Here is a 22488-nt window from a genome sequence, read left to right as displayed (position 1 = left end):
GGGGTTTGGCTTGGCGATGAAAGGGGCCTTGAGGAGCGATCACGCAACCCCTCAACACCTTCTGCGCGGTACCGTTTGACCCATTTGGCGACCGACTTCGGCGTCGTATTGAACAACTCAGCCGCGCCAGCTTGGTTTAGCCCGCCTTGAACCACGCTTCGGACCATCGCCTCTCGACCTTTGGGCGTCAAAGGCGCATTCTTGTGCACGTTCATCTGGTCTCTCCTTGGAACACTGAAGCTTCGCAACCTCAGCTTCCTCGGTTCAGACCAGATGGACAACCTCCTGACAGACCACACCTAGGCGACGTGGACGCCTCGCCGACTGGATCAGCGCCCACGTCGGCTCCTTCACCGCGATCAGCGGCGTGCCCGCGCTCTTGGTGCCCGACAACACCAAGGTCGCGCTCGTCACGGCGTGCCTCTACGACCCGCAGATCAATCGCATCTATGGGGTGATGCCGGCGCATTATGGCACCGCCGTGTTGCCGGCGCGGCCGCGTAAGCCGCGCGACAAGGCCAAGGTCGAGCAGGCCGTGCTCGTCGTGGAGCGCTAGCTGCTCGGTTGCCCGCGCCATCGCACCTTCCACAGCCTCACCGAGGTCAAGGTGGCGATCGGCGAGTTGCTCACGCGGCTCAACGGGAAGCGGTCGATCCGGTGGCTCGGCGTAACGCGTCGTAGGCTGCTTGAGGAGATCAACCGGCCGGCGCTCAAGCCCTTGCCCGCGAGCCCGTATGTGCTCGCTGAGTGGCGGATCCGCCGCGTTAGCGTCGATTACCACAGGTGGAGAAGCATTACTACAGCCTCCCGCATCGCTTCGCGCGAGCCGAGGTAAAGGTCGAGGTGCGGCTCACCGCGCGCCGTCGAAATCTTCCACAAGGGTGAACGAATCGCTGAACATCATCGACGCCCCCATCAATGGTGAGCTGTTCACCCTGTATGTAGAACAGGTGCTGGCACCTATCCTGGCGAAGGGCGAGGTCGTCATCCTCGACAATCACAAGGGCAGTTCGGCGCGTAACGCCATCCGCGCCACCGGAGCCCATCCGCTCTTTCTGCCGCCCTACAGTCCCGACCTCTCCCCGATCGAGAGGTCTTCGCCAAACTCAAACACCTGGCGCGAGGCGAACAGCCTCGTGACGTCGAGGCCACTTGGCGAAAGGTCGGCGAACTCCTCGATCTCTTCTCCAGTAAGGAATGCGCCAACGATCTAAAAAACTCAGGATATGTTTCCGTATAAAGACATTAGAGCATAGCTCGGCAACTATGGGTGAGTCAGAGTAGCTGATATTCGTTAGCAGGCGAGCGGAACCCTGAGTTTACGAGTGCCTCGCTTTACTCGGAGAAACTTCTTTACCCTTACGCCCGCCGGATCGACTTGAAGTTGGAGGGGGCACAGGAAGCCAATTTTCATGCTTCTGCAAACAATCAAATATCCCATCGACAGCTACGCGCGTTACTCCAACATATTCATCTGCTCTGCAGACCACCGATGTCCACCAATAGATTGGCGCCCCCTCCAAAGGTCTCCAGACGAACTCCTTTGTTCCGGCTTCGCCCCGTCGCTTGAGAAGAGGTGCCGCCGCAAGTGTCACTGCGGACTGGGTCTTGAGAAATGCCGCTGTCATCCTCCCGCTTTGTAGAATACGCGAGGGAACGTAACCGCCGGCGCGGCACAAATCCAATATTTCATCGTAAAGCTCGGGCCCGACATGACGCGGAAACTGCGCGAGCGGATAAGGGCTCAAATCGTGGAGTTGTAGTACGTTAAGTTTGGCGAGTGGATGCCTTGCGTCCATGATTACGCCTAGAGGCTGCCCGAGCGGCGGTGATACGTGGAGCCCACGCTTGTCAAAGGGATGTCGAAGGACCCCGACCTCTATTTGTCCAGCCGCCAAAAGTCGTTGTTGCTCCGCTGTGTAGGCTTCGAGAACATTCACTTCGAGCTGTTCCTGCTGCAGGCGGCTTATGAGACCCGACAAGACGTTTCGCGAAGTTTCGGGGGGAAGCGCGATGGCAAGCTGCCGTGACCGAGTTGGCGACAGCGACCGTGCCACTCGCAACGCAGCGTCAAATAGTCGGATAGCTTCCCGAGCATGCGGCAGAAACGCCTCACCCGCTGGTGTCAGCTCGACTTTCTTGCTGGTACGGTCAAAGAGTTTTAAGCTAAGTTCTGCTTCCAAATCGGCAATCCGCCTCGAAAGAGGCGGCTGGCTCATGTTCAAAGTGCGGGCGGCCCTCCCGAAGCTGAGAGCTTCTGCAACTGCCACAAAGTAACGGAATTGTCTGATGTTCATCTATCAAGTATAAGGCTAGACGAAAGAAGGGCAAGACCTTCGGCGCTTAGTAGTTCGGCGCAAGGGGTTGATTGTGCTAACGAATGCCCCAAGGGTGACCGGTTTGTACTGAACGCAAAGCCTGCCGACGGCAATGCCATTTTGCATTCCATGAACTCACGGACCTTGGCAGAAACCCCGAACTTAACAAAGACGGCGGCGGGGCGCGTTGACCAACCTCACATGCGATCGCCAGTCCCTTCAGCTTAACGCCTGCAGGCCGCCAGCGGCTCAACATTGCCGTTCACCTTTATCAGGGTGCCGCGGTCGGCGCCGATGGCGAGACCGGTGCGGATCGTCTCCGAGGCCTGCGCCGGTCAAATAGAGACCACCACGACCTCGGTGGCCTTACCGCCTTTCTTCAAGCGCAGCACTTCCTCGACCGCGATTTCGTCCATGGTTCATCGACATCTTGACGTTGGCGAGTTCAACGCCCGTCTCATCGCGCTTGACGCGGACTGACGTTGTAATCGACCACCCACTCTACGGCATTAAGATCTTCATGTTGCTTGCCGTCTTCAACTGCTTTGGCGTCCCTCACCTTGGGGACCGCTCGCGTAGCATTATTTTGCAGACCTTGCCCCGTCGACGTTCGTAACTGCGCCAGTAAACTCGTAGCGGTCGGGCAATTGTCATCTCGCGAAGCTATACGTCATCAGAGTTCTCTAACTTGCGCTTGCTTTTCGGGTTTGAGTACGATGCGCGCGGGGCCTTTCGCTCCATTTCTCGTTAGGTATCGCGATCATCGTTGTTTTGGCAACTGCCGAGTGCTCCATCCATCAACGCACTCTTGAAATCAGCCGACCTAATCCACTCGCCGCCGGACTATAGGTCCCTTGTGCAATCAAAACCGAGTGAGTCGACCAAGGCGACGTCCCGGTGGGCAGCCAACCATCCTCGGTAAATTGATCTGGTGCAACCGAGACTTCGCGGTAGAAACCCGTAACAAATGGGCCGCGCGCCTGAATCTCGCCAACCGTCTTACCGTCCCACTGCAACTCGTCTTGGTCGCCGCACGCGCACGATCTCTTGCAAACAGGCGAAGTTTCGGTGCGGCCTCGAAGGTCCGCATCACATCATCCAGATCGTCGGGGCGCCCATAGCCGGTGTCGGTGCAATTGCGTCCCTGGGAACACGATCAGCACGTAGATTCAGTGCACTGTACAGCACGCCCCACGCGTTTACATGAAATATCGGCGTGACGGGGAGCACGATGTCTGTGCTCCGTAGAGCCCAGAAGTCGCTGAGACTCGCAACCAGCGAACGCAAAATCGTTGAGCGGTGCGAGTAATGCTTATGCTGCAAGCGAGCGCGTGCGCAGGTAGAACTCGCGTATGACCGACCGAATCCATTTACGCCGGGGTTCTACTCCCATTTGAAACGATCAACCAGCATCTCTCGTGGCGTCCATACCTGAAACGGCTCACGCGACCTCGAACAGGCCGGCAGCGCCCATTCCACCTCCCACGCACATACCGACCACGACATACTTCACACCGCGACGCTTACCCTCTATGAGAGCATGGCCCACCAACCGCGCTCCGGTCATGCCATAGGGATGGCCGATTGAAATTCCTCCACCGTCTACATTGTAGACTGCGGGATCAATCTCGAGATAGTCTCGGCAATAGAGAGCTTGGCAAGCAAACGCCTCGTTTAGTTCCCATAGGCCGATGTCGGCAATCTTCAGACCATGGAGGTTGAGTAGCTTCGGAGTGGCGTAAATCGGACCGATCCCCATTTCTTCCGGAGAACAACCAGCTATGGCGATGCCGCGATAGATCCCGAGCGGCTGTAGGCCCCGCTTCTCGGCGAGCGAACTTTCCATGACAATGCAGGCCGAGGCACCGTCGGAAAGTTGGCTCGCGTTGCCCGCCGTAATAACCCCACCTTCAATAACGGGCTTCAGTCCTCGCAAGGAATCGAAGGTTGTATCCGGCCGATTTCCTTCGTCGGTAGTGAGCGTAACCTCCTTGTAATTCGTCTGTCCCGTCGCCTTATCCAGCACTGCCATCGTAGTCGTAAGCGGAACGATTTCCGCATCGAGTCGCTTGGCCTGCTGGGCGGCAGCGGTGCGCTGTTGTGAATGCAAGGCGTATTGATCCTGGGTCTCGCGGCTGATGCCGTACTTCTTCGAAACGAATTCGGCGGTCTGCAGCATCGGCATGTAGATCTCGGGCGCCTGCGCCCGCACAGAGTCATCCTGCGTGCGGGCGGTCCACTGGTAGTATTCGTTTTGAATAGCAGAGATGTTCTCGATACCGCCCGCTACCGCCACATTCAAGCCGTCAACTATGATCTGCTTAGCGGCCGTCGCGATTGCTACCAGTCCCGAAGAACATTGACGATCGATGGTCTGGGCCGAAACCTCAACCGGCAGTCCGGCGGCGAGCACGCCAAGGCGAGCGACGTTCATGCTCGACGTGCCCGCGGCAAGACAACATCCGATCACGGCGTCCTCGATTTCCGCCCCGTCGAGCTTAGCACGCGCGACCGCATGCCGGATTGCATGGCCGAGAAGTGTTGGCGACTTGACGTTGTTGAACGCGCCCTTGAAGGCGCGCCCAATAGGGGTTCGTGCCGTAGAAACGATGACTGCTTCGCGCATTGTGAGGTGTCCTGTTACTCGGTGTATTTGCTACTACATCAACGGGCTTTCACCCTTTGGTCCAGGCGCCGATGGGCCGGCCGCTGGTCGCGAGCGCTGACAAAAGGCTGCTGGGGCTCCAATAGCCGAACTGGTTTCCTCGTACGCGACCGTAGTGATCGAGCGTATTCTTAATCTCAGACAATCCGATCTGGTCCGCCATAAACATCGGTCCCCCCCGATGTTCGGGAAAGCCATAGCCCGCCGTCCACACAACGTCGATATCACCGGGCCGGTAAGAAATGCCCTCGTCAAGAATCTGGATGCCCTCATTGATGAGCGTGTACATCAGCCGCTCGATGATTTCCTGGCCCGTTATATCGGCGCGGCGCGCGATCCCCCGCTGATGTGCCAACTCCGCACATATGCGAGTAACTTCGGGATCCGGCAGCGAAGTGCGGCCCTCATACCGGTAGTAGCCAGCTTGAGTCTTCTGGCCGTAGCGGCCCATTTCGAACAACTTACGCGCGACCACACGATAGCTTGGGTCCAATGGCAACTCCCCCGCGTCGAAGCGGCCGTTGATTACCTTTGCTCCGATGTCTACTCCGGACAGGTCAGACATCCGGCAAGGCCCCATGGCCATACCCAATGATTCGACGGCTTTGTCGATCTGTTGTGGCTCCGCACCCTCGAGCAACAAAAACTCTGCCTCGCGCATGTAGGGCTCGAGCATTCGATTTCCGATAAACCCATAACAGACTTCCGACACGACCGGGACCTTCCCGATTCGGCGTGCAATCTGCATTGTTGTCGCCAGCACATCTGGTGCAGTATTGGCACCACGCACGACTTCAAGCAGGCGCATCACGTTCGCAGGACTGAAGAAGTGCATGCCTACCACGTCGCCAGGCCGGCCTGTTGCTTCCGCGAGAACGTCGACGTCGAGGGTCGAGGTGTTTGTTGCAATGACCGCCCCCGTCTTGGACACCTTACCCAGACGTGCACAGACGTCCCTCTTAATTTGTAAGTTCTCGAATACAGCTTCGATCAAAAGGTCGCAGTTTGCCAATGACGTGTAGTCAATTGATCCGCTCAGCAGGCCCATACGGGATTCTACCTGGTCCTGGCTCAGTTTGCCCTTCGCGGCGCTCGCCTCATAGTTCTTGCGCACGATGGCGAGGCCCCGTTTGAGCGCTTCATTGGTGGTCTCGACGATCACGACGGGGAGGCCGATGTTAGCGAAGTTCATGGCAATGCCACCACCCATGGTGCCGGCACCGACGATACCCACAGAACGTACTTCGCGCGCGCGAGCCTCTCGTGGCAATCCAGGGATACGGGCCGCGGCGCGCTTAGCAAAGAACAAATGCCGGAGCGCTTGTGAGGTGCCGCTCGAGCGCAGCTTATCGAACTCACGGGCCTCCACCTCTTCGCCCTCTTCAAATGGCAAATCCACGGACGCTTGGACGGCCCGCACGATCGCACCAAGCGCAGGGTAGGACGGCTTCTTTGCAGCATTGGTCGCCGCGACGGCCAAAACCTGTTCAGTCGCAGCGTCGGCAGAGACTTTCAAGGTGCTTGAGCGTCGCACCGGAACCTTAGCTTCGACCAGGCGTTCGGCCGCTGCAATTCCGAGGGCAAGTGGTTCTCCATCCGCAATCTCGTCGAGGATACCCGCGGCGAGTGCGTCTTGCGCGGAGATGAATCGGCCGGTAGAGATCAGATCGAGAGCGAGCGGCACTCCAGTCAGGCGCGGGAGTCGCTGCGTCCCCTGCGAACCGGGCAGCAGTCCAAGTTTGACTTCCGGCATGCCAAAACGGGTCTCCGACAAAGCTAGCCGATAGTGGCAGGCCATGGCCAATTCCAATCCGCCGCCCAGGACGCTCCCGTGCAGTGTTGCAATAACTGGACGTGGAGACGCGTCGAGCCGCGCAAGCAGCGAACTAAATGGCCGAGTATCGAAATCGGGCGACTCGAAACTCGTAATATAGCCGCCCGACATAAAAGTTCGTCCTTCGCAATGGATGACGAGTGCCTCGGCTTCATCATCGGCATAGAAGGCGTCTAACGCCTTGCGCAAGTCCGATACAACTTCGGGCGAGATAGCATTGACGGGCGGGTTTGTGATCAGCACCAGTGCGATGCGATTGCGGATTTCATACCTGACTACGTCCATAGACATTTTCACTGACTTTGTTGAATTTCGGCCTTCGATGAAGACCACGACGGGCTAGTGGCTTTATTCTCCAGCGATCCAGCAATACTGCGGAAGGATCCTCCCCCATTCGAACTTGGAGAACCCAAGCGTTGAAACGCCGCAAGCTGCTGGGTTCGTTTTCGCCATCTGACTGCCGCCAAGATACGCGGGTTGTCGCAACCGCGTTCTCCGCTTCGAACACCAGGCGAATGCTGCTGGTTAGCCGCTGCGTCGCAATGACGGGAGTCCAAATTTAGCTTTCCTTACCTCTACGAAACGCGAGAACCGCGCACCGCCCCTGCGCTCGACCAACGCTGCCTAACTTGCCACCCTTTGTGTCGGAACCTCATCAGCAAAAAACCGTCGCGGGTTATCCTCCAGCATCGAATTGATGTCCGCCAAGCTGACACCACGGGCCTGCAGCATAGGGATAAAGTCGGTAAAGAGGTAGGTGTATGCCTGATAGAGCCCCTTCGACTTCAGTTGCTCGTTTTTGGCGATCTCCTCGGCAGTGAGCTGGCGATTGAACCTCCCGAGTCGGCCGCAGATGCGGTCCATGCTCAAGATGACCTGCGAATGAAAACCGCCGTGCACGAGCTTTGCTACGCTATCGGCACGAACGTCGTCGCGCTGGTAACCATCCATACCGATTTGATCAAAACCAATGTAAGAGCCAGCATCGACGATGCGGCGATGGTAGGTGGAGTCGGGACTGGTACAGCAATGGCCGATCAGGCAGCGATGGGCGGCAACGCCGCCAGTTGCGAACAGCTCCTGCTGTTCAAGCCCAGCGCACCCCTCGGTCGTGTGAGTGATGATAGGCACACCGGTAATTTTTTGTGCGATGCAGGCTGCGGCTAGAAACTTTTTCTCCTGCTCAGTGACCACGGGCGCCCCCGTCGCGACCTTGATCGCGCCAGGCTTCACGCCGGTTTCGGCGACGCCGTGGGTGATCTCGCGGACGAATAACTCGGCGATCTCATCGACTGTGCGAGCGCGCCAGTAGATCGGCATTCCCATGTGCTCGTAATAAAATCCAGTGGTGCAGACAATCTGCATTTCGGACTTTTCAGAAACCTCCCTCATCAGGGTGACGTCGCGGCCAGTTTCGATCGGACAGGGGTCGACGAAAGTGCGCACACCATACTCAGTGCGCAACTGCACTAGCCGCCGGACTGCCTCCTTGATTAATTCCGCACGGTCGAACTTCACAAGCGGATCGAACCAGACGCCAGGAAAGGCGATCAACAGATGCTCGTGCATCAGTGTGCGTCCTAGGCTCTCGACGGGAATCTTTCCAGTCACCGTCTGCACCATCATACGTTGGTTCTCCTCTTAACTTACATGTCGGCCGCAGCGATGAGCGTAACCGTGAGTGCACCCGGAACTGTAGTGATGCCACAAGAGCAGATCGTGAGTCGTACTCGCTATCCTTATTCAAAGAAGCGTTGTTACTGCATGATCACCGATGACTTCAACTTGTCCGATTGAGCGCGAACGACCGCGACGATTGCTAACGCCAGGACCGTAAAGGCGATGAGCAAAGTTGCGACGGCGGTGATAGTCGGATCCACTTCGAGAATCAGTTTGTTGAACATCACCTTCGGCACGGTCTCATACGCGCCGGCGATGAACGAGGTCACAATCACCTCATCGAAGCTGCCAATGAACGCGAAGATCCATGCCGCAAAAACGCTGGGTGCCAGACTGGGTAAAACGACCCTACGTATTGTAAGGAGCCACGATGCGCCGAGGCTCCACGCTACTTGCTCAAGACGCGGATCAAATTCGCGAATGGCCACACCAAGAACCATCACGCAGATTGGAACATTGAGGATCGTATGCGCGACAACCAGACCGAGGAAACTGCCTAACAGGCCCATTTTGGCAAGGCCGAGATAGAGTGCTACGGCTGTGATGATCGTTGGTACGAATAGGGGCACCATGAAGTTGCCCTCTGCTAAGCTGGCACCAGCGACGGCTCGACGGCGCAAGCCATAGGCCGCAAGACCGCCGAGCGTGAGCGCCGCGATCGACGAGATCAAGGCCAGCACTATCGACGTCCGCATCGCGTCCATCCAGCGCCCGTCGCCAAAGAATGCATCATACCAGCGCAGCGAGAGCCCGGGCGGCGGAAAGGTCAGCGCCGTCGCGGAGGAGAACGACATCGGGACGATAATCACAAGTGGGATTGTCAGGAAGCCAAGGCCGAAGATTCCTACCGCTGCTAGGATGTTACGTGCCCAGATCGAACTACCGATCATGTGACCCTCTTTATACTCATTTCGTCGACGTTGTTTGGTCTATACGGCGATAGATTGCAAAGATGAGCAGCGTGACGACCAAGAGGATCGTCGAGATCGCCGATGCCTGCCCCCAGTTCGGATACACGTTGATCAGCGTATCGAGTACATTGGAGATCATTGGAACACGCCCCCCGCCCAGGATTGCCGGTGTAATGTAGAAACCGAGGCATAAGATTAAGGCCAGCAATGTACCGGCCGCCAACGAGGGCAGCGTCAGTGGGAAGTAAACCTTCCAAAAAATTGTGCTCGGCGGGGCACCAAGTGAGGCTGCCGCCTGCAGCAGCCGGTCGTCGACGCGAGCCATCGCAGCGTACAAGGGCAACACCAAGAGTGGCAGGAGCACGTTGGTCATGCCAATGGTCACCCCGAGTTCGTTATAGAGGAATGACACGGGGGCTTGGACTAGCCCCAGCCACTGGAGCGCGCGGTTGACGAGACCGTCATTCCCAAGAAGGACAATCCAAGCGTAGGTCCTCACTAGAACACTGACCCAGAACGGCAGCACTACCAAGGCAAGCGCGACCATCTTGGCGCGACGGCCCAAGCCGCGGATCCAGTGCGCTAGCGGATAGCCAATGATGACGCTGACAATCGTAGCGACCACTGAGATGCGCACGGTGTTGGCAAGGACCCGCAGATAGACCGGAGCCTCAAATACGTCTCCATAGTACCCCAATGTGAACCCTTGCGCCTTATCCCAGAAGGCGAGTGCCAGCATGTAGACGATCGGCGCGTCGAACACGACGACCATCAGCAGCAGAAGGGGAATTAAGAAGCCGAAGCCAGGCACGATGAAGTGGTAGCCCGAAGAGCGGGTTACGAGAAGCGCGCCTTCTCCGCAAGAGGGTGAGGCTACCGCTTGATGAACGGTAGAGGGCGAAACTCCCAGAGACGAATCCTTGAGACTGTCAGATCTTGATCCGGCCAACATCAGGCCTACGCCTCCCTTCTCGAAGTTACACGTCATGGTTCGTAAAACGGAAACCGACTGCGGTCACAGGCCGAGCTTGAATTCTTGCCATTTCTTATTGATGGCCTCGCCGTTTTCGTTCCACCATTGAGGGTTCTCGAGCCATTGTACCGCTTTGTTCTGCTTGCTGGCCGGGTACGTCGAGAGCTTATCCTTGGGCAGATACTGATCGAGATCGGGATTGGGGCCAGTAACCGGAAAGATCTCTGCGTATCTGGCTTGATTCTCAGGCAACGACATCTCATGCAAAAGCTTGTATGCCGCCACACGATCCTCAGGCTTAGAAGTCTTGACGATGCATGCATAGCCGACATCCAGCCTGCCGTGATCCCAGGTCATGCCCAAAGCGGGATCGCCAACGACTCTGCTCCCAGAGCAGACGGCATACTGCACCTCGTTGTCCCGCAAGAGCTGCGGGCCTTGTGGAGTCGTCGCCGTCCACACCGACACGTGGCTTTTAAATTCACGGAGCTTTTTGAAAGCGGCATTGACATCAAGCGGATACAGTTTGTCGACGGGCACGCCGGTCGCCAAGAGGGCGAACGGCAGGCTGTATTGAGGCAAATCAACCAAGGCGCGCTTGCCAGGAAAGGCTTTCGCGTCGAAGAAGTCAGCCCAACTCTTAGGAGCCTTCACGACAGCATTCCACGCCATGACGGTAGAGAAGTACTGGTGGCCGAAGCCGTAATCCTTCTTGGCCTCCGGGTACATAGGAGCCGGATCGACGGCCCCCCAATCGATCGGGTCGATCAGTCCGAGTCGCTTGGCAGCCAGCATGTTAACCGAGCCGAGGCCGGTATACAAAACGGTGCCGGTCTGTCCGGCCTCGACCATGGCGCGCAGCTTACCCAGAGGATTTGGACTTTCTAGCGTGACCTTAACTCCGGTCTTCTTGGTGAAAGGCTCGACGAAACCCGATTGGAAAGCTTTCGTGGCGACGCCACCGTCCTCCGCCACGCGAATTTCCTTGGCCTGCGCGCTCGCGCTCCGTGTTCGCAGAATGCTGATGGCCGGCACCCCGACCGCAGCCATACCCAACAAACGCCGCCGATTGATCATCTCCACCCTCCTGTTACGAACTCCTTTGAGCTACCCTAAGCTAATGGCCATAGGTCGGCGGCGTCCCACGAAACAACCACACATTCGCCCTTGGCGAAGGCCTTGTCGAGGAACGGCGCGATCGCCAACAGGGACCCTAAATCATCCGTCTCCAAATGATAGCGCACAGCTTGCCCGAGATAGATCGCCTCGACGACACGCGCCGCTTTGCCTTCACCATTCGACGCCACGCGCACGCGCTCAGGACGTAAGAGCCCGCAGCGGCCGTCCGAGAGGCCGACGAAGTTTGCACTCCCGAGGAATTCAGCCACGAAACGGTTAACGGGCCTCAGATAGGATTCGGCCGGTGTCGCGACTTGCTGCGGACACCCCTTGTCGAGCACCATGATGCGATCAGAAAGCAACAGCGCCTCCTCCTGATCATGCGTCACCAGAATGGTTGTCACGCCGAGAGCGCGCTGCAGTTCTTTTAGCTGGATCTGCAACTGCTCCCGCAGTTTGCGGTCGAGCGCGCCTAGCGGTTCATCGAGGAGCAGGATGTCGGGCTTGAACACAACGGCGCGCGCGAGGGCTACGCGCTGCTGCTGACCACCCGAGAGCTGCGAAGGACGCCGATCGCCAAGCCCTTCAAGCTGCACGAGCCTCAAGGCCTCAAGCGCCCGGTCGCGCGCCTGCGAGCCGCTGATGCCGCGCACGCCCAGGGGAAAGAGTACATTCTCTATCGCCGTCATGTGCGGGAACAAGGCGTACGACTGAAATACCAATCCGATATTGCGGGCCTGCGGAGCCGCGTTGGTAACATCGCGACCGCCGATCAAAATACGTCCCGCCGTCGGCTGCTGGAGCCCGGCGATCAGCGACAGCAGAGACGTCTTGCCCGACCCACTCGGACCCACAATGGTGACAAACTCCCCCTGCGAAACCGCGAGATCGATCTTGTCTACCGCCGCGAAATCGCCGTAGCGCTTCGATATCCCCTCGAGACGAATGTCCGACATCTAGAACGTCACTCCGCTAGCGCGCCCGATCGATCGGATTCCAAAGCTAGCCGCCAGCAGGCAGCCCGCGCGGAGGTCGACGCTCACCAATTCGAAACGGTCGCCATCCAGTCGCAAGGGTATTTCATCCCATGACATGGCCAGAAGTGTAAGCGCTGTTGCGCGCACGCCTCGGAGCGCCAGGAGGAAGCTTGATCTCGCGTGCATGCCCTTCGCTACCCCTTTGATCAATAAATTCTTTTTGAACGGTAATAAAGCGCCCCGCGCCTAGGCAAATACCAATTTTGGAAGGATCGATACCAACTTGGAATTGATGACCTTTCGTCGGCCGGCGGGATTTGTCGCGGGCTCTACGGCCGCTCGAGGGAAACATTTCTTGCCAACAACCCGCGAAACTAGAATCCAGACTTGAGCTCCGATCGCAAAGTTTGACCGGTTCAAGTCACCCTCAGGTACAGGCCAAGCACGACCTCCCGATCGGCTCGAGTTAAAATCATTCTTAAGTTGTATCTGGTGTCGGCGCGCTCGCTTCGGTATCCGCAGCCTTGGGCAAGGAGGCGCGGCGCCGTCAAGACCGGTCGGAGTTAACCCCAGATGCGCGCCCGCCAGCGGCCTTGAGCGCGAATAGATCATAGCGCCGGTGCAAGCGCGCGATTGTGATGATAAGCGCCATGAGTCGCGGCCAGTGGCGTGAATGGTAATGCGGGACGGCCGCCTCATCTTGTGTCGCGTCGCTCGCATGGAGGTCGTGACCGCAGATGGCCTGCCGGGCAGCTCGCAGCGGCGAAAACGCAGGACGTCTGCCTCTTCATGTGCAAGCGGCCGCTGTGCGAACCACGGCCGGATGACATCGAACGCGAGCACGTCGTCATCGAGGCTCCACGAACCGTGCCTGCTGCGGTGGATCGCGGTTGGCGAAGATCGGTGAGATGTGACCAAGACGCTGGAGCGGTCATTCCTGGCGAGCCGCTCCAACGGTTTAGCTTCCGCGTTGGTCATCCGTAGCATAACCTGTGGTGGATGGAAGCGATCCCGGATCTCTCGCAGTTCTTCAATGGTGATGAGGCCGACGCGCTTAACCGCGGCTAAGAGGATCGCGACCGCCTCGTGGACGCCATTAAAATACTCTATGAACGACCGTAGTCACGCCCGTGCTATCCCCTGCTCTGCCAGATTGTGCGCGGATGCGCCCGGTTAACATCGCTTATGGTTGCGCCTCCGACTACGGCGGCTGTCGGGCGTGCTGCATGAATCCAGAGCCGCTCGCTATTGGCGAGTTCAGGGATCTGGCGCCGCAATTCTATCGTCTTCGTTCCGTCCAGGGACCGGTATCTTGCACAGTTTGTTTTTCTCGCCCCATGCGTGATCGACCTAACTTGGACATGCCGCCTTTGGGCCGGATGCATCTCTGTCTCTCGGTGCGGGAATCAACGCCACGTTGCGATCGACGCGCGAAAGCGCGCCGGCTGCGAACGTCGCCGACACAACAGGTGCGTCATCGACGCAATCGTGTCGCCACTACCCGGCGCACGGGTCGGCCGTCTTGTGCAGTGGATGCCCAAATCCCATTTGCTGCGGGATTCTCGGTACCGCGTGATCCGGGTAGCAGCGGCCTCGAAGTCTCCGCCCTCTTTCGATTGATCTTGCACGATCTCATCTAAGAGCCCGGCTTCCGCGGCTCCGAGTATGACCGGCCCGCATCCTAGCAGTTCCGGGGCACCGGCACCTTGCAGAGCCTCTGGAGAAACAGCATCGTGCGAGCCGCCCGCACACCGGGGACGATGCCGTGCTCCAGCAATTGAAACGAGGACTGCATCAAGCAGCCGACGCTGGCCGCCGTTTGGGAGCGCGCCGGTAACAACAACCATATGTGCTCAGTGAACGATATCTTTTCACCGAGATCCGACAGCAGATCGTGCCCGCGAACAATGATAGTATCTGCGTTGGATTGCAGATCGATTGGTCTGGGGCCCTTTGGCGACCAATTTTCACGGCTGAACCTTCACTTTCTCGAGGCGAGCACGTCAGTCCGGCCGGAAGCAAGTACGGTGTCACCGCGCCTCGCTTCGTGGGTGATGACGATCGTGGTGCGTCTAGATTCTTGTTTGATTTCGGCTATAGTGCCTTTGACGCTTACGGTGTCTCCGGCAAAAGCCATTGCCTTGTATTTCAAGCTCATCTTGGTCACAAAACTGCAGGGTCCCAGATGGTCTACGGCCTGGCGTGCAAAGATTGCTCCCCATTGTTGGCCATCTACGAACACACCGCGGAAATCCGAAGTCTTGGCCGCGACCTCGTCGTAATGCATGCGATACCAGTCCCAAGTTGCGGCACCATACACCATCAGGTCGACAGCGGTGAAAGCCTTTATAAGGGGGGGCAGCTCTTGCCCTACGGTGACGGTAAGTTCATCCCTCGCGTCGCTCATTGGGTTGGCCTCACTGGCTGAAGAACAATCGTCTCGCGATTTACGGCCAGCAGGTGTCCGCTATCGTCGTAGAATCGACCGACGGAACCCACGAATAGTTGGGTGCCCCCACGCGCAGATGGCCTTTCTTCTAAGCTCTCGAGCGTCCATGTCACCGAAACGCGATCTGTCGGGAGCACCGGCCGAAAAAACTCGTAGTCGTTACCTGCTCGGATCGTCCGAAAGCCTTCCTTGAGGATGCGCCATTCATGACCGATGTACCCCGTTTCGTCAGGGATGGCGTGCGCATATTGGCACGTCTCGACTACCATGGTGGGCGGCGCAATCACGCTTGGATATCCCATCGCGTTGGCGAACTCGTCGCTCAGGTACAGCGGGTTCTCATCTCTTAGCGCGAGCGCGAAGTAGCGGATCGAGGCCCGACTGAGCTCCTCGCGCGCCTCATAGTGAACTTTTTTGCCAACCCAGGCCTTAATAAGTTCGTCCGTGAGCAAGGTCATTGGTCTAGTCCAAAATCGCGAAAGGGACGACTTCGAGTTGGAGTTCGCGGCGCACAAGTTTGTCACAAGCCACTGTAGTCGTTACCGGGTATGGCTCCGCAAGAAGTTTCTCACGCACTTCGGAAATGCGCTTGTAGTCCTCGACGCCCCAGATGGTCAGATATTCCACCGTTTTGATCACATTGGCGGGCCGCCCGCCAGCGACCTCAATTACTTTAAAGATGTTGTCGTAGATCTGGTCAGCTTCTGCCAACCGGTTTCCTCCGTGCAGGGATTGCTCCTTTTCAAGGTCCATCGAACCGAAGCCCGACTTGTACAGCAGTCACCCCGCCGTAACGCCGGCGCTGTAAGAAAGGGCCCGATAACGCAACCATCCGGCACATCCACAAGCTGCGGCGCATAGCGTGTGGCGATGATGTCGTAGGCTGCAGAAGCGGCCCGGACCGGCACGTTGTTGATTGCCGGCGAATACCCGCGCAGCACTTCCTGGCGAGCAGCGGCGGAGGCTTACGTCCGATCCACAACTTGAGTTCGTCAGTTAGCAACGGCATCACTCAATCCAAGACTGCAATTGCGTCGACGTCGAGCCGCATTTCCGGCCGCAGCAGCCTCTCGCTTATCAGCCCCGTCGAGGCGGGCAGCGGCTTGGGAAGCACCTTGGCACGGACGTTATTGATATCGCGATAGCGATCCAAAGATGCGGTCGTCACATACTCGATAGTCTTGGCGATATTACGAACCTCGCCGCCGGCCGCGCGCACCAGAGTCAGAATGTTCCCATAGATGTTGTCGGCCTGCGCCACGATATCTCCCGGATACAACACCTCGCCTGTGTTGCGATCCGTCGCGCGCTGGCCGGACATGTACAGAATTTTTCCGGCCTTGACTGCTGGGCTCAGTGGCAGTCCGTCGTAGTACCTCCAGCCAGGGTTGATTAGAAGCGGCTTTTCACGCGTCGCAATTATGTCGCACTGGACCAGAGCCTGCGGGTGCGACACGCTCGGCACGACGACTTCCACGCCTGTAGGAAACACAGGGCCGAGCCGGGACGCACGGACGCTCTGAGTGTTGTCGTAGTCTTTGAGTGCGGCGGGCGTCATATAGGTTGCAGTCTTGACCACACGATCGAGTCCAAGGCCGAGCGTCTTAAGCATAGTCGACGCCCGTTCTAAGATGCATTCCGTCTGCGCCGCCACGTCGCCTACGGCCATGGCATCGCCATTTTTGTCCAGCGGCAAAATTGTTGGGAGGAACACGGCGCTATGGGTCGCACCTTCAGCCGGCAAGGCGGTGATCTCAATCTCAATGAAAGCTTCGGGTCTGAGTAGCCTCTTCACCGGCACCGTGTTAACGACGATCTGATCGTCGCTGAAGAGTTCCTGGCGGACCGCGGTCACTTCAGCATAGCGATCGAGGGCATCAGAGCGAACGTATTCAACAATCCGGGTTACGTCACCTAAGCCAAGGCCGCCTCCCTCGAGAATGGTCGCCACTTTAGCGTAAATCGTTCGGACCTGCTCGGTCATGCTTCCACGCACTACGATGCGACGGGCCGCCACATCGAATTCAGACGCGGTATGTCCTGACAGGTAAGTCGATACTGAAGTCTTCAAGCCCAGCGAGAAGGTGTAATTCGAGTAGTCATACCAAGGAAAGTCTTTCACCTGAATTGCAGTGATTGTCATGAGAGTTCTCGTGCAGTTTCGGTCAGACCGGTAGTCAGGAGTAGAATGAGTTGGCGCAGCGCGAACTTTTTCCTCATCCAAGCGGCTCCTTGAGCCAAGACGTAACAAGATCCTTCAGTTTGCCACGCTCGACCTTGCCAGTCGGATTCGACGGCACGGTTGCGCCGATATAGATCTGCTTTGCTTCCGCTTTTGCCGCAAGAAGAACAGCGCCCGCCCTCAACATTAAACTGCAGGAGTTTCTGTCGCGTTCTTCCTGCAATCCGTCGTTTGACGCGCGTTTCATTTTATGGAATTCTGTCTCGCTATCTGATACCATCGTCATGTGAAAGTCAAGGCGCCGATATGCGATGCGGAGGTGCGAGAATGTACGCTACAAAAGAAAAAGATGCGTCCGGCCCGCTCGAGCGCTATGTCCAGGTACTGGAAATGCTTGCCGCCTTTTCAGGATCTCTGAGGCTTGCTGATATCGCTGCCCTTCTCGAACTTCCAAAGCCAACCGTGCATCGTTTGCTGAAAAGCCTGGCAAGATGTGGCATGGCGAAAGGCGGGGGAAATAGGCCGTACGAGCTAGGCGATCGATTGATCAAAATGTTTCATACGGCCGCTGACGACGGTTGGCTTGCGGCCGTTGCGAGTCCACATTTGCGTGCATTGACGGAGCAAACCGGAGAGACGTGCTATCTGTCACGATTGGTAGGCACGCAGGTTGTCGTGGCGTCCTCGCTCTCTCCTGACGCCAGATGGCGGGGGTATGCGCAGCCCGGCTACGAGATGCCAGTCAATGCGGCCGCTTCCGGCAAAGCTATCATGGCGTTCCAGGAAGAAGGTCTAGTCGAACGCGTGCTATCGCGCGAACTGCCTATTCTTACGGCCAAGACCAGGAACGACATGGAGTGGATACGGAAGCAGTATGCAAACATCCGCCGGGAGGGTTATGCCACGTGCATTGAAGAAATTGACGAAGGTCATGCTGCGCTTGCAGTTCCCGTCAAATTATCAGACGGCAGCGTGCTTTATGCGGTGGCAATGACGGGGCCCGTTGAGCGCATCACTAACAAAGAAATGACCAAGCGATTGACGGCGCTGCAGGACGCGGCGCTAAGCCTTGCATCTTCGCTTTCGATTGGCGAGCGCCTGAAAGGGACCCAGATCGCGACAGGCCCGCATCATTCGATCGGATTAGATCGCGTGAATAGGGCTCCCACCGCTCCCACTTAGAACCCCATTCGCTGAGCTGAATAGAAATGATAAACGGACTTGGGTAGTTCCCGCTATCTGTTGCCGATGGTGAGCCTTCAGCAAAGCATTCCTTCAGTTTCTTCCGTACCAAAGATCGCAGTGGGTTGGCTGAAGAGAGTGCAGCCATGCGCCAGCGCAGTCCTTGCCCGCTTTAACCTACCGATCGCCGCATTCGCAGCGCAACCGGCGGACGCCTCGATCAACGCTAAAATTTCGTACATGCCGGGCTGCGTGCACGAGACCCCAGCCTCCGTTCGGGTTCACCGGCAGGTTAGTCGCCCGGTCCAATCGCACCGTTTCCGCCCCTTTTGGACAGAAACCTAGGTCCTCAAGGAACAGGATCGTGTTGACTGTGAACGCGTCATAGAGTTGCAGAACATCGATATCGGCCGGTTTGAGGTTGGCGCCACCACGCAGGCGCCGACCCGATCCGCCAGGGTCGAGACGTCGATCTCGATTCCTTCGCGGGCATAGGTCTTGCTCTGCCGGTTCAGTGGCTGGTGCAGCAGGAACTTGTTGACCAGCACCATCGCCAGCAGGCTCGGCCCGGCAAAGCCTCGCGGGATCGGATGGGAGGGCGCCGGCGCCTCGGTGATCGCCTCACAATCCCGGCAGGAGAACTTCTCCCGGACATGCTCGATAATCTTCCAGCGCCGCGGCCCGCATTCCAGGGTCTTCGAGACCACCTCGCCGAGCTTGTGCAGTCGCTCGCTGCCGCACTTGCCGCATACGCAAGGCGCGGGTTCGACGACGCGTTCGATGGGCAGATTGTCCGGCAACGGACGTCGCGGCGGCCGTGGATTTTGCGCGCACTGCTGTTTAGCGACTTCCGGCGCTGCGCTCGGCCTTGGTTTCCTGCTCCGCCTGGGTCTCTTCAAGATCCTCGATGCCGAGTTCGAGCTGCTCGACCAGCAGCTTGCCACGCTCAGAAGATTGCCCGAACTGTTCGCGCCGTGCCTTGGCCAGCATCAGCTTCAGTCGCTCGATCTCCAGCCGGCCGACGGTTACCTCGCTCTTGGCCAGCGTCAACTTCTCGCGCTGCGCAAGGATCATCGCGTGTGCTGCGGCAAGGTCGGTGGGAAGCTGATCGGCGGGCGTCGTCACGATGACGAATCAACCATATTCGTTGCAAAAAATCCCGCTCGATTTAACCGGAAGCCTGTGGACGCAGGTTGCCTGCGGCATCCGCCAGTCGATGCCGGACAGCAGATAAGAGAGCTGCGCAACGCTGATCGTCGCCACGCGGTCCGCCATTGACGGCCACAAAAAGCGGCCGCGCTCCAGCCGCTTCGTGAACAGACACGCGCTCTGGCCATCATGCCAGATGATCTTGATCAGGTCGCCGCGGCGGCCCCTAAACACGTAGAGATCGCCGGCATGCGGATCACGCTTCAAGCTCTCCTGGACCAGCCGCGCAAGGCTTGGAAAGCCGCGGCGCATATCGGTGTGGCCGGTCGCAAGCCACACCCGCACATTACCCGGTATGGCAATCATCGGCGCTCAAGAACCTCGAGGACCCGCGCCAGCGCTTCCGGATCAACGTGCGCGTCCACTCGGATGCGTCGCCGGTTGCCAAGGTCGATCTCGATCAATCCAATACGCGCGGCCACCACAGACCGCCCTCGGCTATCACCCGCAGGTAAAAGCTTCGGAGTTTCCTCCGCTTCCGTGGCGGCGATCTGCACCGGCGCAAAAGACGGTAGGACCTGCTCGGACGTCCGCGCTTGTCGACGCCAGGTAAACACCAGGCTGGCCGCTACTCCGTTGCGACGCGCAACCGCTGTCACCTTTGCACCCGGCGCCAGCGTCTCCTCGACAATCCGTGCCTTGTCATCCTGCGACCAACGCCGCCGACGCTCCAGCCCGCCCAAAACCTCGACCCGCATCGCCTGATGACCTTAAAGCAAGACTAATGGGATGGTCCGGCCGTGATCCTGCCTCGCCAGTAAACGAAGCTGGCAAGGGGCGCCAAAGACAAGGAGCCACACCATTTCTACACCGAAGACCGCGATCGCCGTGATCGGCATCGATATCGGTAAGAACTCGTTCCACGTCGTGGGTCACGATACGCGCGGCGCCATCGTGCTGCGGCAAAAGTGGTCGCGCGGCCAAGTGGAAGCGCGGCTCGCCAATATGGCGCGTTGCCTCATCGGCATGGAAGCCTGCGTCGGCGCACATCACCTGAGCCGCAAACTCGCATCGCTTGGTCACGATGCAAGGTTGATGCCGGCCAAATACGTCCGCCCCTATAGCAAGGGACAGAGGAACGACTTCAATGATGCCGAAGCGATTGCCGAAGCCGTGCAGCGCCCGACGATGAAGTTCGTCGCAACCAAGACCGCGGAGCAGCTGGACCTGCAGGCGTTGCATCGTGTGCGCGAGCGACTGGTGTCGCAACGCACCGGCATCATCGACCAGATCCGCGCCTTCTTGCTTGAGCGCGGGATCTCCATGCGACAGGGCATCGGCTTCCTACGCACAGAACTGCCCACCATTCTTGCGACGCGCACCGATGCCCTGTCGCCACGCATGTTGCGTGTCATCGAGGAGTTGGCAGTCGACTGGCGCCGACTGGATCAGCGCATCGATGGTCTCTCCGAAGAGATCGAAGCAATTGCCCGTCAAGATCAGGCATGTTCGCGCCTGATGACGGTGCCTGGCATCGGGCCGATTATTTCGAGCGCCATGGTGGCCGCGATCGGCACTGGAGACGTATTCTCCAAAGGCCGCGACTTCGGCGCCTGGCTTGGACTGGTGCCCAAACAGATCTCGACGGGAGACCGCACGATCCTTGGCAAAGTCTCGAGGCGTGGCAATCGCTACCTGCGCGTTTTATTCGTACAAGCGGCATGGGTCGTGCTGGTCAGGATAAAAAACTGGGAACGTTACGGGTTTACGACCTGGATCGAAGCCGCCAAGAAGCGGCTACACCACAATGTGCTCGCAATCGCGCTCGCCAACAAACTTGCCCGCATCGCCTGGGCGGTGCTGGCCAAAAGACGCGCCTTCGAGATGACGAGGATCGGCGATGCAGACGCCCGACCGGCCTGATCCTCGCCGCCGTGCTCGGCGCTGTCAAGGCGCGGCCTGGCGACGTCCAGTCAGCCGTAAGCCAAGAGCGACGGCCGGCCTTGACCGCCCCTGCGCGCGACGCGACCGACGTTCTGCGGGCCGGGACGAAGGAACGGCCCTTTAGTCCGAACAAAGGAACTACGCAATATCAGGAGCAGGCGATGACATAGCCGCATCAACGGTCTCCAGCCGAGGTCTGCGAGAAGACAAGACAAAATGGAGGATCGGTCTTCCGAGCGTGTGCGAACACTGGTGACCTTAATGCCCCGTTCGAGGCCTGTAGACTAATCAGAACGCACGCGCGCTGATATCCATGATGGCCCGGAGCACAATCGCTCCATCAAAGGCCGGATACATTGATGCAAGACCGCCGCCGCCAATTCGACGAATCTTCTGGCAACGCGCGGCCGGACCATACGTAAGGTCACACGCTTGGCGAATTACAGCGTGTCAGACAAGACGGCGCCCGCCGGACGCGTACTCCATAACAGACGAGCACTGCAGTGCACCGACCTGACTTGATCGCCATCATCGCCGGCAACAGATGGTGCGGCGAAGCTTGAGCCTCCAAGCACCGTGCCGTTGCGCGGCTTCAGTCCAAGATATTCGATGACCGCCATAGTCCGCATCGAGGCTCCAGCGCTCGACTTCATTGTCACGCCCGCATCGGCAACGACGGCGCGTGCCAAAAGAGCCGACAATTCCAGATCTGTGAAGCCCGGCGACGTGCCGTTGCCGAACGTTGCAATACAGACTATTGCCGCGCAGTTCTTTCAGCGAGTTCACGTCTGGCCTTCCCTCAATGCTATCAGACACGACTAGGCCTTTCCCGACGTCCACGCGAATGCGGTCCTGACACGCTGTCCAATCTTGACGGTATCGGTCGGGACATTCTCCACGCGGCTCATCAACCGAACGTCCTCGTCAAAATCAACGAGCGAGACATTCATAGCGCCGCCCTCCGCCGGCTTGTGGCGCACAGTCGTAACCGCATTGACCGTGCCGATACCATCCGAAGAAGTCGATACGAAAAACACTCCCCCGCAGTGGGGAAACGACTCCCGTGGATAGTATGTATGCCTACTGTAAGAACAACAACGCTAGA

22 protein-coding genes and 4 pseudogenes are annotated in these 22488 nt (G+C 58.3%); 6 read left to right on the top strand and 20 right to left on the bottom strand.

Annotated features, from left to right (window positions below):
- Positions 1 to 215 (bottom strand): helix-turn-helix domain-containing protein (locus BI327_RS40160; protein WP_143271742.1); only part of this gene is annotated, 215 nt, incomplete at its 3' end.
- A gap of 101 nt (positions 216 to 316) precedes the next feature.
- Here BI327_RS40160 and BI327_RS43465 point away from each other — a divergent pair.
- Positions 317 to 907, top strand: a pseudogene (locus tag BI327_RS43465) (Mu transposase domain-containing protein); the annotation flags it as partial.
- Positions 882 to 1214, top strand: coding sequence for a transposase (locus BI327_RS43875; protein WP_159450530.1), 333 nt, complete (start codon positions 882 to 884; stop codon positions 1212 to 1214). The pseudogene BI327_RS43465 and the gene BI327_RS43875, both read left to right, overlap by 26 nt.
- A 105-nt stretch (positions 1215 to 1319) precedes the next feature.
- Here the strand turns inward: BI327_RS43875 and BI327_RS43870 are convergent, their stop codons facing one another.
- The 9 genes and pseudogenes from BI327_RS43870 to BI327_RS40105 form a co-directional block, all read right to left on the bottom strand.
- Complete coding sequence (locus BI327_RS43870; protein WP_076867159.1) at positions 1320 to 2297, bottom strand: LysR family transcriptional regulator; 978 nt, start codon at positions 2295 to 2297, stop codon at positions 1320 to 1322.
- Positions 2298 to 2548: 251 nt separating this feature from the next.
- A pseudogene (locus BI327_RS40140) lies at positions 2549 to 2840 on the bottom strand (electron transfer flavoprotein subunit beta/FixA family protein); the annotation flags it as partial.
- A gap of 919 nt (positions 2841 to 3759) precedes the next feature.
- On the bottom strand, positions 3760 to 4944 hold the full coding sequence (locus tag BI327_RS40135; RefSeq protein ID WP_076867158.1) for an acetyl-CoA C-acyltransferase: 1185 nt from the start codon (positions 4942 to 4944) through the stop codon (positions 3760 to 3762).
- A gap of 49 nt (positions 4945 to 4993) precedes the next feature.
- Positions 4994 to 7102: a 3-hydroxyacyl-CoA dehydrogenase NAD-binding domain-containing protein gene (locus BI327_RS40130; RefSeq protein ID WP_076867163.1), complete on the bottom strand. Its 2109-nt coding sequence runs from the start codon at positions 7100 to 7102 to the stop codon at positions 4994 to 4996.
- A 339-nt stretch (positions 7103 to 7441) separates the two neighbouring features.
- Complete coding sequence (locus BI327_RS40125; protein WP_076867157.1) at positions 7442 to 8443, bottom strand: phosphotriesterase family protein; 1002 nt, start codon at positions 8441 to 8443, stop codon at positions 7442 to 7444.
- A gap of 131 nt (positions 8444 to 8574) precedes the next feature.
- Positions 8575 to 9387 carry an ABC transporter permease gene (locus tag BI327_RS40120; protein WP_076867156.1) on the bottom strand — a complete coding sequence of 271 codons (813 nt, stop codon included), beginning with the start codon at positions 9385 to 9387 and terminating at the stop codon, positions 8575 to 8577.
- Positions 9388 to 9403: 16 nt separating this feature from the next.
- Complete coding sequence (locus BI327_RS40115) at positions 9404 to 10219, bottom strand: ABC transporter permease (protein WP_210191251.1); 816 nt, start codon at positions 10217 to 10219, stop codon at positions 9404 to 9406.
- Positions 10220 to 10423: 204 nt separating this feature from the next.
- Positions 10424 to 11458: an extracellular solute-binding protein gene (locus BI327_RS40110; RefSeq protein WP_083742420.1), complete on the bottom strand. Its 1035-nt coding sequence runs from the start codon at positions 11456 to 11458 to the stop codon at positions 10424 to 10426.
- A gap of 35 nt (positions 11459 to 11493) precedes the next feature.
- Positions 11494 to 12456, bottom strand: a complete 963-nt coding sequence (locus BI327_RS40105; protein WP_076867154.1) for an ABC transporter ATP-binding protein — start codon at positions 12454 to 12456, stop codon at positions 11494 to 11496.
- 765 nt (positions 12457 to 13221) lie between these two features.
- Between BI327_RS40105 and BI327_RS42925 the strand changes: the two are divergent.
- Positions 13222 to 13405, top strand: a pseudogene (locus BI327_RS42925) (IS66 family transposase); the annotation flags it as partial.
- A 1053-nt stretch (positions 13406 to 14458) separates the two neighbouring features.
- Here BI327_RS42925 and BI327_RS40090 read toward each other — a convergent pair.
- The 5 genes from BI327_RS40090 to BI327_RS42150 form a co-directional block, all read right to left on the bottom strand.
- Positions 14459 to 14884, bottom strand: coding sequence for a MaoC family dehydratase (locus BI327_RS40090; RefSeq protein ID WP_076867152.1), 426 nt, complete (start codon positions 14882 to 14884; stop codon positions 14459 to 14461).
- Complete coding sequence (locus BI327_RS40085; RefSeq protein WP_076867151.1) at positions 14881 to 15384, bottom strand: FAS1-like dehydratase domain-containing protein; 504 nt, start codon at positions 15382 to 15384, stop codon at positions 14881 to 14883. Before BI327_RS40085 ends, BI327_RS40090 begins: the two co-directional genes overlap by 4 nt.
- Positions 15385 to 15388: 4 nt before the next feature.
- Complete coding sequence (locus tag BI327_RS40080; RefSeq protein ID WP_283807841.1) at positions 15389 to 15703, bottom strand: RidA family protein; 315 nt, start codon at positions 15701 to 15703, stop codon at positions 15389 to 15391.
- Positions 15704 to 15938: 235 nt separating this feature from the next.
- Positions 15939 to 17069 (bottom strand): RidA family protein, encoded by a 1131-nt coding sequence (locus BI327_RS41245; protein WP_083742419.1) that lies wholly within the window; start codon positions 17067 to 17069, stop codon positions 15939 to 15941.
- 73 nt (positions 17070 to 17142) lie between these two features.
- Positions 17143 to 17394 carry a hypothetical protein gene (locus BI327_RS42150; RefSeq protein WP_143271795.1) on the bottom strand — a complete coding sequence of 84 codons (252 nt, stop codon included), beginning with the start codon at positions 17392 to 17394 and terminating at the stop codon, positions 17143 to 17145.
- 41 nt (positions 17395 to 17435) lie between these two features.
- Between BI327_RS42150 and BI327_RS40060 the strand changes: the two genes are divergently transcribed.
- Positions 17436 to 18290: an IclR family transcriptional regulator gene (locus BI327_RS40060; protein ID WP_076867149.1), complete on the top strand. Its 855-nt coding sequence runs from the start codon at positions 17436 to 17438 to the stop codon at positions 18288 to 18290.
- A gap of 177 nt (positions 18291 to 18467) precedes the next feature.
- On the opposite strand, the gene BI327_RS43865 is transcribed toward BI327_RS40060, so the two are convergent.
- The 4 genes and pseudogenes from BI327_RS43865 to tnpA all read right to left on the bottom strand — a co-directional run bounded on the left by BI327_RS43865 (position 18468) and on the right by tnpA (position 20197).
- A complete protein-coding gene (locus BI327_RS43865) occupies positions 18468 to 18686 on the bottom strand; it encodes a thiolase C-terminal domain-containing protein (protein WP_394329920.1) in 219 nt (72 codons plus the stop codon).
- Between the two features lie 29 nt (positions 18687 to 18715).
- Positions 18716 to 19364, bottom strand: a pseudogene (locus BI327_RS43900) (IS66 family transposase); the annotation flags it as partial.
- A gap of 60 nt (positions 19365 to 19424) precedes the next feature.
- Positions 19425 to 19778 (bottom strand): IS66 family insertion sequence element accessory protein TnpB, encoded by a 354-nt coding sequence (tnpB, locus tag BI327_RS40050; protein ID WP_394329918.1) that lies wholly within the window; start codon positions 19776 to 19778, stop codon positions 19425 to 19427.
- Positions 19779 to 19801: 23 nt separating this feature from the next.
- The gene (gene tnpA, locus BI327_RS40045) at positions 19802 to 20197 is read right to left on the bottom strand and encodes an IS66-like element accessory protein TnpA (RefSeq protein ID WP_076867147.1); all 396 of its coding nucleotides are present in this window, start codon (positions 20195 to 20197) and stop codon (positions 19802 to 19804) included.
- Between the two features lie 103 nt (positions 20198 to 20300).
- Here tnpA and BI327_RS40040 point away from each other — a divergent pair, with 103 nt between their 5' ends.
- Both BI327_RS40040 and BI327_RS42855 read left to right on the top strand, forming a co-directional pair.
- On the top strand, positions 20301 to 21362 hold the full coding sequence (locus BI327_RS40040; RefSeq protein ID WP_083742417.1) for an IS110 family transposase: 1062 nt from the start codon (positions 20301 to 20303) through the stop codon (positions 21360 to 21362).
- 630 nt (positions 21363 to 21992) lie between these two features.
- The gene (locus BI327_RS42855; protein WP_167386938.1) at positions 21993 to 22205 is read left to right on the top strand and encodes a hypothetical protein; all 213 of its coding nucleotides are present in this window, start codon (positions 21993 to 21995) and stop codon (positions 22203 to 22205) included.
- Here the strand turns inward: BI327_RS42855 and BI327_RS43860 are convergent.
- A complete protein-coding gene (locus BI327_RS43860; RefSeq protein ID WP_076867145.1) occupies positions 22202 to 22420 on the bottom strand; it encodes a Zn-ribbon domain-containing OB-fold protein in 219 nt (72 codons plus the stop codon). The genes BI327_RS42855 and BI327_RS43860 overlap by 4 nt on opposite strands.
- Between the last annotated feature and the right edge of the window lie 68 nt (positions 22421 to 22488).

Source organism: Bradyrhizobium mercantei, assembly GCF_001982635.1.
In the GTDB taxonomy this organism is placed as follows: domain Bacteria; phylum Pseudomonadota; class Alphaproteobacteria; order Rhizobiales; family Xanthobacteraceae; genus Bradyrhizobium; species Bradyrhizobium mercantei.
This window is presented reverse-complemented; position numbering and strand designations above follow the sequence as displayed.

Coding starts and splice junctions, on each gene's coding strand:
- BI327_RS43870 (WP_076867159.1), bottom strand. CDS start 2,297: ATGAACATCAGACAATTCCGTTACTTTGTGGCAGTTGCAGAAGCTCTC.
- BI327_RS40110 (WP_083742420.1), bottom strand. CDS start 11,458: ATGATCAATCGGCGGCGTTTGTTGGGTATGGCTGCGGTCGGGGTGCCG.
- BI327_RS41245 (WP_083742419.1), bottom strand. CDS start 17,069: ATGACAATCACTGCAATTCAGGTGAAAGACTTTCCTTGGTATGACTAC.
- BI327_RS40085 (WP_076867151.1), bottom strand. CDS start 15,384: ATGACCTTGCTCACGGACGAACTTATTAAGGCCTGGGTTGGCAAAAAA.
- BI327_RS40105 (WP_076867154.1), bottom strand. CDS start 12,456: ATGTCGGACATTCGTCTCGAGGGGATATCGAAGCGCTACGGCGATTTC.
- BI327_RS40120 (WP_076867156.1), bottom strand. CDS start 9,387: ATGATCGGTAGTTCGATCTGGGCACGTAACATCCTAGCAGCGGTAGGA.
- BI327_RS40130 (WP_076867163.1), bottom strand. CDS start 7,102: ATGGACGTAGTCAGGTATGAAATCCGCAATCGCATCGCACTGGTGCTG.
- BI327_RS40060 (WP_076867149.1), top strand. CDS start 17,436: ATGTACGCTACAAAAGAAAAAGATGCGTCCGGCCCGCTCGAGCGCTAT.
- BI327_RS42855 (WP_167386938.1), top strand. CDS start 21,993: ATGACCGCCATAGTCCGCATCGAGGCTCCAGCGCTCGACTTCATTGTC.
- BI327_RS42150 (WP_143271795.1), bottom strand. CDS start 17,394: ATGACGATGGTATCAGATAGCGAGACAGAATTCCATAAAATGAAACGC.
- BI327_RS40135 (WP_076867158.1), bottom strand. CDS start 4,944: ATGCGCGAAGCAGTCATCGTTTCTACGGCACGAACCCCTATTGGGCGC.
- tnpA (WP_076867147.1), bottom strand. CDS start 20,197: ATGCGGGTCGAGGTTTTGGGCGGGCTGGAGCGTCGGCGGCGTTGGTCG.
- BI327_RS40125 (WP_076867157.1), bottom strand. CDS start 8,443: ATGATGGTGCAGACGGTGACTGGAAAGATTCCCGTCGAGAGCCTAGGA.
- BI327_RS40090 (WP_076867152.1), bottom strand. CDS start 14,884: ATGAGCGACGCGAGGGATGAACTTACCGTCACCGTAGGGCAAGAGCTG.